This is a genomic window from Bradyrhizobium sp. 186 (assembly GCF_023101685.1).
In the GTDB taxonomy this organism is placed as follows: domain Bacteria; phylum Pseudomonadota; class Alphaproteobacteria; order Rhizobiales; family Xanthobacteraceae; genus Bradyrhizobium.
Genome location: NZ_CP082164.1, coordinates 4,685,543 through 4,697,774, shown reverse-complemented (window position 1 = coordinate 4,697,774; position 12,232 = coordinate 4,685,543). Strand labels below are relative to the sequence as shown.

11 protein-coding genes are annotated in these 12,232 nt (G+C 64.1%); 5 read left to right on the top strand and 6 right to left on the bottom strand.

The window, feature by feature from the left end:
* Positions 1-18 precede the first annotated feature (18 nt).
* The 3 genes from IVB18_RS22360 to IVB18_RS22350 are packed head-to-tail and all read left to right on the top strand — an operon-like array spanning position 19 to position 2,330.
* Positions 19-897, top strand: a complete 879-nt coding sequence (locus tag IVB18_RS22360; protein ID WP_346732673.1) for a dicarboxylate/amino acid:cation symporter — start codon at positions 19-21, stop codon at positions 895-897.
* Complete coding sequence (locus IVB18_RS22355) at positions 897-1,937, top strand: low specificity L-threonine aldolase (protein ID WP_247991108.1); 1,041 nt, start codon at positions 897-899, stop codon at positions 1,935-1,937. Before IVB18_RS22360 ends, IVB18_RS22355 begins: the two co-directional genes overlap by 1 nt.
* 39 nt (positions 1,938-1,976) lie before the next feature.
* Positions 1,977-2,330 (top strand): MmcQ/YjbR family DNA-binding protein, encoded by a 354-nt coding sequence (locus IVB18_RS22350; protein WP_247991107.1) that lies wholly within the window; start codon positions 1,977-1,979, stop codon positions 2,328-2,330.
* On the opposite strand, the gene IVB18_RS22345 is transcribed toward IVB18_RS22350, so the two are convergent.
* Both IVB18_RS22345 and IVB18_RS22340 read right to left on the bottom strand, forming a co-directional pair.
* Positions 2,327-3,220 carry a LysR family transcriptional regulator gene (locus IVB18_RS22345; RefSeq protein ID WP_247991106.1) on the bottom strand — a complete coding sequence of 298 codons (894 nt, stop codon included), beginning with the start codon at positions 3,218-3,220 and terminating at the stop codon, positions 2,327-2,329. The genes IVB18_RS22350 and IVB18_RS22345 overlap by 4 nt on opposite strands.
* Positions 3,221-3,497: 277 nt before the next feature.
* Complete coding sequence (locus IVB18_RS22340) at positions 3,498-6,806, bottom strand: DEAD/DEAH box helicase (RefSeq protein WP_247991105.1); 3,309 nt, start codon at positions 6,804-6,806, stop codon at positions 3,498-3,500.
* Between the two features lie 167 nt (positions 6,807-6,973).
* Between IVB18_RS22340 and IVB18_RS22335 the strand changes: the two genes are divergently transcribed.
* Positions 6,974-7,846 carry a bifunctional helix-turn-helix transcriptional regulator/GNAT family N-acetyltransferase gene (locus tag IVB18_RS22335; RefSeq protein ID WP_247991104.1) on the top strand — a complete coding sequence of 291 codons (873 nt, stop codon included), beginning with the start codon at positions 6,974-6,976 and terminating at the stop codon, positions 7,844-7,846.
* 57 nt (positions 7,847-7,903) lie between these two features.
* Positions 7,904-8,290, top strand: coding sequence for an ester cyclase (locus IVB18_RS22330; protein WP_247991103.1), 387 nt, complete (start codon positions 7,904-7,906; stop codon positions 8,288-8,290).
* A gap of 22 nt (positions 8,291-8,312) precedes the next feature.
* Here IVB18_RS22330 and IVB18_RS22325 read toward each other — a convergent pair whose 3' ends face one another.
* The 4 genes from IVB18_RS22325 to IVB18_RS22310 form a co-directional block, all read right to left on the bottom strand.
* The gene (locus tag IVB18_RS22325) at positions 8,313-9,533 is read right to left on the bottom strand and encodes an MFS transporter (protein WP_247991102.1); all 1,221 of its coding nucleotides are present in this window, start codon (positions 9,531-9,533) and stop codon (positions 8,313-8,315) included.
* Between the two features lie 160 nt (positions 9,534-9,693).
* Positions 9,694-10,710, bottom strand: coding sequence for an esterase (locus IVB18_RS22320; RefSeq protein ID WP_247991101.1), 1,017 nt, complete (start codon positions 10,708-10,710; stop codon positions 9,694-9,696).
* 253 nt (positions 10,711-10,963) lie between these two features.
* A complete protein-coding gene (locus IVB18_RS22315) occupies positions 10,964-11,545 on the bottom strand; it encodes a DUF308 domain-containing protein (RefSeq protein WP_247991100.1) in 582 nt (193 codons plus the stop codon).
* An 81-nt stretch (positions 11,546-11,626) separates the two neighbouring features.
* Positions 11,627-12,211: a TetR/AcrR family transcriptional regulator gene (locus IVB18_RS22310; protein WP_247991099.1), complete on the bottom strand. Its 585-nt coding sequence runs from the start codon at positions 12,209-12,211 to the stop codon at positions 11,627-11,629.
* Positions 12,212-12,232 lie beyond the last annotated feature (21 nt).

The following is a 12,232-nucleotide window of genomic DNA, read 5'->3' as shown; positions in this document are numbered from 1 at the left end:
TCTGGCGGTGTCGGTCGACTGGATCAAGTTCTTCATGGACAGATTCCCTCCAACATCGTCGCGGCGATGGCCGAGCAGAAGATCCTGCCGACACTCGTCTTCGCCATCCTGTTCGGTCTCGCGCTGGCTTCGGTCGGCAAGGTCGGCGAGCCCATGATCGCCGTGCTCGAAGCGGTGATCGCGGCGATGTTCAAGATCACCAGATGGATCACCAACCTCGCGCCGATCGCCATCTTCGCGGTGATGGCCTGGCTGTTCGCGACCCAGGGGCTTGCCACCGTGGTCGCGCTCGCAAAGCTGGTCGCCGTGATGTATCTCGGGCTCGCGATCATGGTCGTGATCTTCTGGCTGATGCTGCTCGCGATCGGTGAAAGGCCGCTTGCCGTCACGCGGGCGGTGATGGAGCCGATGATCCTGGCGTTCTCCACCCGTTCATCGGAAGTGACGCTGCCGCTGCACATGGAAAAGCTGCGGGCCATGGGCGTCTCCGAGCGCATCGTCTCGGTCGTGCTGCCGCTCGGCTATGCCTTCAACCGCGACGGCGCCATCATGTATTTCGCGCTCGCCGTCACCTTCCTGGCGGAAGCCTATGGCGTGACGCTGAGTTGGTCGACGCTGTTCACCATCGTCATGGTCACGACCATCGCGAGCAAGGGCAGCGCCAATGTCCCCTCCGGCGGGCTCGTCGCCATCGCCATGGTGCTGTCGGCGATCGGGCTGCCGATCGAGGCCCTCGCGATCATCGCCGGCGTCGATGCCTTCCTCGACATGGGCCGCACCGCGATCAACGTGTTCGGCAATACGGTCGCGGTGAAGCTGGTCGAGCGGTTCGCAGACGGCGAGCCGGTGGATGAGACACGGCCCGCGACGACCGCACTGCAAGTGCAGGACGCGTGATGGCCGCCGAGCAGTCCTGTGTCGACCTGCGCAGCGACACCGTCACGCATCCCACCGAGGCGATGCTGGAACGCATGCAGTGCGCGCCGCTCGGCGACGACGGCCGCGAGGGTGATCCCACTGTCCGTAAGCTCGAAGCGCGCGGCGCGGGGTTGACGGGCAAGGAGGCTGCCCTCTTCGTGCCGAGCGGCACGATGGGAAATCTCCTCGCAATGCTCGTCCATGCCGAGCCCGGCGCGGTCATTCTTGCCGATGGCGGCGCGCATCTCCTCAACTCGGAGATCGGCAGCGTCACGCGGATCGCGGGACTGGTGCCGACGCCCGTGCCGAGCCACCAGGGCGCGATGGATGAAGCGGCGCTCGAGGAGACGGTCCGGCTGTCGCTCGCCTCGACCCGGGTCGGGTTGATCGCGATGGAGACGACGCACAACGGCGCCGGCGGGATGGTGCTCTCCCTGTCCCACATGGAGCGCATCCAGGCGCTCGGCCGATCGCATCGCGTTCCCGTGCATCTCGACGGCGCACGGGTGTTCAATGCCGCCGTCGCACTCGGCGTCGGGGCCCGCGACATCGCCGTGCATGCCGACAGCATCATGTTCTGCCTGTCCAAGGGGCTGAGCGCACCGGTCGGCAGCCTGCTGTGCGGCTCCGGCGATTTCATCGCGAAGGCGCGAGGCTTCCGCAAGCTCGTCGGCGGCAACATGCGCCAGGCCGGTGTCGTCGCGGCCGCGGGCCTCGTGGCACTGGAGACGATGATCGAACGGCTGCGGGACGATCATGCCAGGGCAAAGCGGCTTGCGACGGGATTGAGCTGGCTCGATCCTTCGCTCACCGAACCCGCGCGGGTCCAGACCAATATCCTGCGCATCGACCTCTCCGCCGGCGCGCGTAAGGCGCCCTCCTGGGCCTCGGCTCTGAAAGAGCATGGCGTTCTCGTGCAGGCGAGCGCCGCCAACCAGCTTCGGCTCGTCACCCACCGCCATATCGACGACAGCGCGGTCGACCGCACCATCGCCGCCTTCGCCGCACTCGGCCGCTAGGGCGTTGCAAGCCCCGCGCGCCGTGCTATCGCTCCCGCCATGACTCCAAGAGCCTTCGAAGCACGCTGCCTGCGCCTGGCCGCCGTCACCAAGGTGGTACAGTGGGAGGGCACGTCGGTGTTCAAGGTCGGCGGCAAGATGTTCGCGCTCGGCGGCGGCTTTGCCGCGCGTTCCGGCGGCTACATGTTCAAGACCTCGAACATGGCCTATGCGATGCTGATCGAGCACGGCATGGCGCGCCCGGCGCCGTATCTCGCACGCGCCAAATGGGTGCAGCTCGTAAGCAACAACGCCCTGCCCGAGGCAGAACTCACGGCCTATCTCGCGCAGGCGCATGCCCTGATCGTCGCAAGGCTCACGCGCAAATCGCGCAAGGCGCTGGGGCTGGACTAGAGTCTAGCCTCACCAAAGATGCGGCCGATCCAGTCGAGGAACACGCGCAGGCGCAGCGTGAGCTGGCGGTTTTGCGGATAGAGCGCCGACAGCGGCGTCGGCGATGGTGGATGGCCGGAGAGCACCTCGACCAGTGTGCCGCTCGCGAGATCGTCCACGAAGCGATAGCGCGGGGCTTGTACAAGGCCGAAGCCGAGCCGCGCGAGGTCGGCCATGGTGTCGGAATTGTTCACCCTGATCCGGCTCGGTAGCACGACTTCGCGCAAGGCGCCACCGATCGAAAACTCCAACGGCAGCACTTCGCCGGTCCGCGACGAGATGAAGCCGACCATCTGATGCCCGTCGAGTGCATCCGGCGATGACGGCATGCCGTGCTTCGCGAGATAGGCCGGACTTGCCACCGTGATCTCAGCGATGGTGCCGAGGCGGCGCTGGATCATGCCACTGTCCTCGGGCTGGCCGGCGCGGATGACGCAATCGACGCCTTCACGCACGAGATCGACCAGACGGTCGCCCTGCCCGATCTGCAACTCCATCAGCGGATGGCGCGCCAGGAAGTCCGGCAGCTTCGGCAGGATGAAGGTGCGCGTCAGCAGCGGATGCGCATCGACGCGCAACAGGCCGCGCGGTTGCGCGTCGCGCATCGCGGCCTCCGCCTCCTCGACGTCAGACAGGATCGCGACGCAGCGGCGATAATATTCGTCGCCGTCGAGCGTCGGCATGACATGCCGCGTGGTGCGCTCGAGCAGACGCACGCCGAGATGTGCCTCCAGGCTCCGCAGCACCTCGCTCGCCGTCGAACGCGGCAGTCCCAGATCGGCTGCGGCGGCCGTAAAGCTGCGCCTTTCGACGAGGCGGACGAACAGGCGCATGGTGTCGAAGCGATCCATGCCGATTGTTCAACACAGCCGACAGGTGATGGCAAGTGCGGCCGGATTATCCGCTCCGCGCGATCGGCTACGTCCTGCACGGAAGGCGAAGAACTGAGGCTGGATATCTTCTGCGATTTGGTTATCGCTTCCTCTCGCCGTCGGCTTGCGTTGCGGAACGTCGGCACGGTGACCGCGAGTGAACTTGCGACGTACATCGTCGAGAAGGGCAAGCCGCCGCTGACGCCGGTGAAGTGAGGCATGCGCGCAGGCTCGGGCTTTGCCGGGCCTCATGCCATCACGCGTCGAACAAGGCCTTGACGTCATCCTCGGTGAGCGTTGACGCCATCCGGCCTTCACGATCGAACAGACCGTCAGCGAGAGCGCGCTTCCGGGCCTTGAGTTCGTCCATCTTCTCCTCGATCGTGCCGGAGGCGACGAGCCTGTAGACGAAAACGGCCTTGTCCTGTCCGATGCGATGGGCCCGATCGATCGCCTGTTCCTCCACGGCGGGATTCCACCAGGGATCGAAAATAATCACGGTATCTGCCGCGGTGAGATTGAGGCCGACGCCGCCGGCCTTCAGGCTGATCAGAAAAACGTCGGTCGCACCGCCCTGAAAGGCTTCGATCGGTTTCTTGCGGTCCTTGGTATCTCCGGTGAGCGTGCTGTAGCGCAGCCGTTCGGCATCGAAGCGTTTCCGGACCAGATCGAGCATGGACGTGAATTGCGAGAAGACGATGATCTTCCTGCCCTCACTGAGCAGCTCAAGCACCATTTCCATCAACCGGTCGAGCTTGGCGGATGGCCGGTCCAGCCCGTCATCGAGTTTCAGGAGCGCCGGATCGCAACACGCCTGCCGCATCCTGAGCAAGGCTTCCAGGACAACGATATGACTTTTCGCCAGACCGCGCTCCTCGATCGCCTTGCGGACCTTGCGCGACATCGAGAGCCGGATCGAATCGTAGACATCGCGTTGCGCGCCCTCGAGCACGATGGTTTCGATGATCTCGGTTTTGGCCGGCAACTCCGTCGCCACCTCCGTCTTGGTCCGGCGCAGCAGGAAGGGTTTCACACGCTGCGCCAATGCGGCGGAGCGTGCTTTGTCGGCACGCTTCTCGATCGGGGTTCGCCACTGCCGCGAGAAGGCCGCCTTGTCGCCGAGATAGCCCGGATTGACGAAACTCATGATCGACCAAAGCTCGCCCAGATGATTTTCCATCGGCGTTCCGGTCAGGCAGAAGCGGTGCTGCGCCTTGACGTCACGGAGCCACCTCGTCGTTGCGGCATCGGGATTCTTCACGGTCTGGGCCTCATCCAGCACCGCAATGTGCCACTCGCGCGACAACAACACCTCGCGATCCCGCGCAATCAAGGGATAGGTTGTCACGATCACGTCGTGATCCGGGATCGCCTCGAAGTTCTGCTTGCGATCGGGCCCGTGGAGGACGAGCACCTTCAGATCGGGTGCGAACCTCTGCGCCTCGTTGAACCAGTTGGTCATCAGACTGGTCGGCGCGACGATCAGCGCGGGCGGCGCGAGATTGCCGCGCGCTTTCTCGAGCGCGAGCAGGGCCAGAAGCTGGATCGTCTTGCCGAGCCCCATATCGTCGGCCAGCACACCTCCGAGGCCACTTTCGCGAAGGAGCTCAAACCATGCGAGGCCCTGGGCCTGGTAAGGTCGAAGTTCGGCGCGGAAACTGTCCGGCAAAGGCGGCGGGACTAGCCCACGCGTCTGAAGCAACCCGGCGAGACGACGAATATTATCGGCTCCCCGGAATGCGAAATGCTCGTTCTCCAGTCCGAGCAGCGGGACCAAATCGGCGCGCGACAGCCTGATCTTGCCCGACGCGTCAAAGCCGCTCAGCCTCAGACTGTGAAGCGCCAGAACCAGCGGGAGAAAGCGATTGGCCGCCAACGCCAGATAGCGTCCATCCGCCAGCGGTAAAAAGAAGGAGTCACCAGCTTCGGCCCGTTCTCGGATCAAGTCGGGAGTGAAGTCGGGCGTCGACACCAACTCCGCGATCAGGGGCGCCAGATCGTGGCGTTCGCCATCGATATCGACGCCCAGCGCCAATTCGAACCAGTCGATGCCGCTCGACTCGAATTCGGCATCGAAGTCGCCCGAGGTCTGGGCCAGCCGAAACGGAAACTGATCATCGACGATGATCTCGAAGCCTTCAGTCTGCAGCTGCGCAACGTCAAGGTTGAGGAAATCAAACCAGTCACCCGGGTCCGCCAGCGTCAGATCCCCGTCGTGGCGGTGGTCCAGGTATTGAAATCGGGACCTCGCCGCGATCAAACCGAGATCGGTCAGCCGCTTGCGCGCCTGTTTCTCCTTTGGCTGGCGTCGCACGATCTCATAAACCTGTCCGGCGTGAAACGCCTCCAGCCGGGCCCCCCGCTTGGTCGATTCGATCTCAACCGGGCCGTAGCGGAAATGCAGCTGCGCAATGCCGATGGGATCGCTCTTCTGCTCACGGCTGCGATAGTAGAACGCGATTGGGCTCTCCTTGCCGGGCATCAAGCGCAGAACGGGAACCGGCGGCGCGTCGATCTTCGTTGCCTGCGCCGGCTTGGACGGCAGCAGATCGTGATGCCGTACAGGCAATCTTCGACCGAGTTGGCGCGACACCTCATCGAGTTCGGCCCGCGGAATCGACGGCGCGGAGAGTAAATGACCGGCAAGCCGCGGCGGCATGTCCAGGGCAACCGGCCCGATCGTCCCGGTGCTCTCGTCGACATAGACCGGAGGCTCGGCATTAAGTGCGACCACGTCCGGCACGATCAGGTGGGGCGCGACCGCTCGCGTACCGACCTGACGCCACTCGATGCGGCCTTCACGCTCTTCACCCCAGCGCAACGGCGCTCGCTCATGGTCGAGCCAGAAGGCACGGCCGGTGGCAACGATCATTTGCAACAATCCGGCAGACTGTGGGACAGCTCCGAACGACTGCCCTCGGGCGCGGGCGTGGAGCTGCGACAGGATGTCGAGGTCGGAGTCGCGATAATATTTGGCCGCGCGGTCGGGAGAGAAATCCACCACGTGGGGCTGCGTGTAGTTGGCCGAAAAATCGCCGTTCTTCAGGATCCGCACCGAGAGCAGGCTTATCGCCAGGACAGGCATCGGAGCGCGTTCGTCGGAGGGATACAGACGATACAGCAGCCGCTGATTCAACTCGGCAGGATAGTCGTCGCCGCGGACCGCACTGCCGAGCTTTTCGAGCCAGCTGTTGATTTCGTAGGGCAGAACGCCGGGCGGCCGCGCCGGGGCGGTTGACCGCGGCGGCAGACGCAGCCCAGCAGAGGGTTGCCCTTCGCTGATAGCCTCGAGCAGCGTCGCCACCACATGCTTGCAATTGGACGCCATCGGGCAACTGCAATTGCCGCGAAGACCGACGAGCTGCGCGTCCTTGAACTTCAATTGGATATCGACGGCGTAATCGTCGACCTCGCTGCCCTCGACGTCCGCCTCGACGCGCGTCAGGTCGTCGCTGATTTCCAATCCCGAAACGCGCGCCTGGAGCTGATAGGCATGGCCCTTCTCGAACGCCGAGCGGGTGAAATAATTATAGAGATCCTTGCGCTTGACGACGTTGGCGAGCACGCGAGCAGATTCCAGTATGGACGGACCGTCGTCCAGACATACTCCCGTCCGCGGCGCGAACAAAGCCGCGAATGCGCGCTATCCAACAGGAAATGACCGCAGGAACCAGGGACGAAAGATCTGCCTTTTTATTGACAGAAATCATTATCTGACTAAAGTCAGATATCATGCTCGATCCCGTCTCCCGCGTCCGCCGGTTCAACCGCGCCGTCACCTCCGCGGTCGGCGCGCTCGATACCTCGTTTCTCGGGCGCGGCCGCCCGCTTGGCGCGGCGCGGGTGCTCAACGCGATCGGGCATGGGCGTTCGGACGTGGCCGAGATCCGCGACTATCTCGGGCTCGATTCCGGGCTGATGAGCCGTCTCTTGCGCAGCCTCGAGGACGAAGGACTGATCGAGACCACGGCGCAGGAGGACGATGCGCGCCGCCGCGTCGCGAAGCTGACGCGCGCGGGCCGGCGCGAGTTCGCGGCCTACGAGGCGCTGTCGAACACGCAGGCCGAAGACTTTCTCGGCCGCCATTCGCAACGGGAGGCGTTGCTGGCGGCGATGGACTTGATCGCCTCCGCGCTGACGCGCGACCGGATCGCGCTGGACGAGATCGACCCGCGCAGCGACGCGTCGCGCTACTGCCTCGGCGAGTACTATGCCGAGCTCGGCCGCCGCTTCAAACAAGGATTCGACGTCTCGCTGTCGCGCGATCCCGATGCCGCGGACATGGTTCGCCCGCGCGGCACGTTCGTCGTCGCGATGTCGGACATGCTGCCGATCGGCTGCGTCGGCCTGAAGGGAACGGATCACGGCTACGCCGAGATCAAGCGGCTGTGGGTCGCACCCGCCGCGCGCGGACTGCGGCTCGGCCGGCGCCTGATGGACGCGGCCGAGAGCGCAGCGCGCGATCTCGGCATCGCGCTCTTGCGGCTCGACACCAACAGCGCGCTGGCGGAAGCGGGCCAGCTCTACCGCCGAAGCGGCTGGAGCGAGATTTCGCGTTTCAACGACGACCCCTACCCTGACCTGTTCTTCGAAAAACGTCTCTGAGCGGGGCGTCGAAACCGCTCCTGCCGCGTTGGTGGCCGTGGCCGCAGGAGCGTTGCTATGACCAAAGCCGACCTCGCCGATATCTATCGCAACTACATCGCCTGCCTGAACCGGCAGGACTGGCCGACGCTCGGCAAGTTCGTTCATGACAACGTTGCCCACAACGCGCGACCGCTCGGGCTGGCAGGCTATCGCGCGATGCTGGAGCAGGATTTTCGCGAGATTCCGGACCTGCATTTCAACATCGAGCTGCTGATCTGCGATCCGCCCCACCTCGCCTCCCGACTGACATTCGATTGCAGGCCGGTTGGAAAATTCCTGGGGCTCGATGTGAACGGCAAGCGGGTCTCCTTCTGCGAGAATGTCTTCTATGAGTTCCGCGACGGAAAAATCCGGCAAGTGTGGTCCGTGCTCGACAAGGCCGCAATCGAGGCGCAGCTCTAGCGCGACGCCTCGATGAACCTGCTTACGCGGTCGCCGGCGCCGCCTCGCCTTGCGGCTTTGCGAACGGGCGGAACGTCATCGCCATCAGGAACGCGCCGAGACCCATCGCCCAGGAGCCGATATAGAGCCAGGCGTAGCTCGAGAACGCGTCGTAGATCAGGCCGCCGGCGAGCGGACCCGTCGCCATGCCGAGGCTACCGGCCATCGCCGTGCCGCCGATCACCGTGCCCATCATCTTGAGCGGAAAGTTTTCACGCGCGAGCACGGCATAGAGCGGCATGGTGCCGGCATAGATGAAGCCGAAGATGGCGCCGACAACATAGAACGTCGCGAGCTGATGCGCGAAGACGTAGGCGAGCGCGCCGAAGGCCTGCAACAGGAGGCCGGAGACCAGCACGCGCTTGGCGCCGAAGCGATCGCCCATCAGGCCGAAGGCGATGCGGCCGCCCATGCCTGCAAAACCCTCGACGCTGTAGATTGTCACCGCCGCGATCAGCGGAATGCCGCAGCTCACTGCATAGCTGACGGTGTGGATGATCGGGCCGGAATGGGTGGCGCAGCAGAAGAAATTGGTGGCGAGCAGGATGAGGAATTGCGGCGAGCGCAGCGCCTCGCCCATCGACATCTCGTTGTGCGGGGCGCCCCCGCCCGACCGCGCGGCCGGCGCGTGCGCGAGCGCCGGCGGGCGGCGGACCAGCAGCGAGAGCGGGATCATGATGGCGCCGACCACCAGCGCCACGATCTGCATCGAGGTGCGCCAGTCATGGTTCGAGACGAGCCAGGCCGCGAGCGGCGACATCGTCATCGGCGCCATGCCCATGCCGGCCGAGACCAGCGACACCGCCAGGCTGCGATGGGTGTCGAACCAGCCGGTCACAGTCGCCATCATCGGCGCGAAGATCGCGGCGCAGGAGGCGCCGACCAGCAGGCCGAACACGAACTGGAACGCCAGCAGCGAGGTGGCGTGGCTCGCGGCAAACAGGCTCAGCGCCAACACCGTCGATCCCGTCAGCACCACCGGCAGCGGCCCGAACCGGTCGGTCAGTGTACCCCAGGCCATGCTGGTGAAGGCCATCGCCAAAAAGCCGATCGTCATCGCGCTGGAGATGCCGGTCACCGACCAGCCGGTGTCCTTGGCGATCGGCTGCAGGAACACCGGCAGCGAAAACATGCCGCCGATCGCGACGCAGCCGAGCAAGCCGCCGGCGGCGACGATCACCCAGCGATAGTTGGAAGGGGTCATTTTTGGTCTCCCGTCAGGTCTCTCTGGGTGGAAGACGAACGGGAACCGCGGGGGCCGACATCGAGACCAGCGTGTTCCACAAATTTTCTGACGAGCTGTTCTGACTCATCTGCAAGGCGGACCGTCACGACGTCGGCAGCCTTGCATCGTTCTCCCGCGGCTAGTTCGCCAATCCCTGCTTTTCAATCCAGTCGTTGACCAGCCTGGCGATGTCGTCCGAGTTGCGGTCCATCATCATCATGTGGGTGTTGCCCTTGATCCCCATCCTGGGCAGCTCGAACGTATCGACCTTGCCGCCGGCAGCCGCGATCGCCTGACTCCATTTGGTCGGATTGACCACGAGCTTCGACCAGACCGGGACCCGGTCGAGGAAATCGCCCCATACGATCAAATGCGGCACGCCCTTGAGGCGGGCGGCATCAGCCTTGGCGGGATCCGGCGCACCGGACGGCTCGATGGTGATCAGCGCCTTCACCTTGTCCGGCGCGTTGAGCGCGGCGGTGAAGCCGAAATTGCCGCCTTGGCTGTGCACCAGGATGATGCACGGGCACACTTTCTGCACCAGCGCGTCATAGGCTTTTTGCGTCGCAGTGTCATTCGTGGCCCAGCGCGGGATACCCTGCTTGGCGAACTGGTCGAACGCCTCGACCGGGAATTGCTCACCGTCGAACGCCTCGCGTTTGGCGCCGACCTCATAGCTCGGCCCGATCCGGAACAGCTCCCAGGCTTCCTTCTTGGGGCGGAAGAACGGCTCGCTCTTGAAGATCTCGGGATAGCGCGCCCAGGAGGCACGGCCGCGCTCGACCGCATCCGAGACGTAGACGTCATAGCCCGCATTGAGGAAGTACTGCTGCCAGCCCGGCTTGCCGTCGGGCTTGGTCTCCCAGGTGACGCCGGAAAGGCCGCCGCCATGCCAGAGCAGCAGCGGCAATTTTGACTTCGGTTGCGCGAGCTTGACGAACTGGACATACATCTGCTCGACCTCGAACTCGCCGTTCGGATCGACCTTGATCGGCGGGGCGCCGGGAGAGAACACGATCTCCTTGGACGGAAGTCCGTTCAGCGTTTCCGTGTGTCCGCCAATGTGGAAGCTGCCGACCTCCTTGACCAGATAGTCGGCCGCGGCCGGCGTTGCCGCTGTCATGGCCGCCGCCAGTGCGATCAGGATCGTGCGCATGAGTTGCTTCCTCCGTTGTCGACGCTTCTTGTTGGCGGCATTGTTATGCGATGCGTCGATGCGGGGCAATTTCGGAAGCAGTCTCCAACAAAAATATCGAAAACAACCCCATGCAAAGTAGCCGGCGGCAGCTGGATCAATGACTTACGATGCCTGTGACATTACCAAGCCGCGATTTGACTCGTCGGGCAAAACACCGGCACCATGTCATCATCCCGCCAACGCAATCGCATCACTCTCCAGGCGCACGCCGCTAAGCCCGCTCAGCACGACGCCTCCATTCGCTTACCGTGAGCCAGAGCGCCGAGACCAGGAAGTAGAGCGCGCCGACCGCGGCATAGCCTGCAACATTCGTGATCGACGGAGGCGCAGGCATCGCGGCTTGAACGATGAAGAAGCCGCCTGCCAGGGCTGACTGGCCACCACTGAGCACCATGGCCCACTGCGCACCAAAACTTCTCGGGCGCCGGACCGCAGTTCCGAGCTGGAGCAATCCGGACAGGATCGCCCATGCACCGAAAACGCCGAGCACCCGGTTCATGCTCATCTGCAAGCCAACAACGACCGCAACCGTGGTCGCCAGACTTACCAGGACGTTCAGAGCCTGCGTGCGATTTTGATTCAACCCGCCGCTGCGCAATGCGTCCAGCAGGTTGGCCGCGGCGTCCCATGCCGGATAGACGACGAGCAAAAATCCGGCGATCACCGCAGAAGACTGGCCGACGGCGAACGCAGCGACGACCCAGACGACCGAAACCGCCGCGCGAAGGAAGTAGTAAAGCGTCAGCCATTGTTCCTGTTCAGCGCGCGCCATGTCCAACTGACGATCCTTCATAGTCACTCCTTTACCTACTAGTTGGTAGTCTATCGCGCGAAGCAAACTCGCCTCGACACGCAGATTGCTTGCCGATGTGTCTCAGTGCCTGGGAGAAAGCCGATCCAGTAGCGGCCGGGTGATCACACCGAACATTTTTGGATCGCCGTAGGCGCGCGCCGACAGCATTGCGCCATGAACGGTCGCCATGAAGCCTTCCGCCTCGACCCGAGCGGTGCTGGAGAGTTGCAGCCTCCCCTGCCGCTTCCCGCGCTCCATCACCGAGGTCAGCCAGGAGGCCAGGGAGCGGAAGTGGGCCCGGACTTCAAGCGCCACGTCCTCAGGCAAGATCGGAAGCTCGCTGGCAAGAAGGGCGCAAACGCAGAAGGGAGCCGTCGCGTCCTTGATGCACGACTCCCAATACGCGACATAGTTTCTGAGTTGTTCGCCTGGGTCCGAGATATTGCGCTCGAGCGCCGCCAGTCCCGCCTGGGCTTCTTCGCGGTACCGCGACACGAGGGTGCGGACCAGGTCGACCTTGCTGGCGAAATGGTGGTGGATACTCGGTTTGCGTATTCCGATGATCTCGGCCACGTCGGCGTAACTGAAGCCGTTGTAGCCGCCAGCAATGATCAGCGTGCGCGCGCAGGCCAGAATGTCGTCGGCGGTCGAGGAAACGTTGCTCATAAGCCAACAACTACCTTCCAG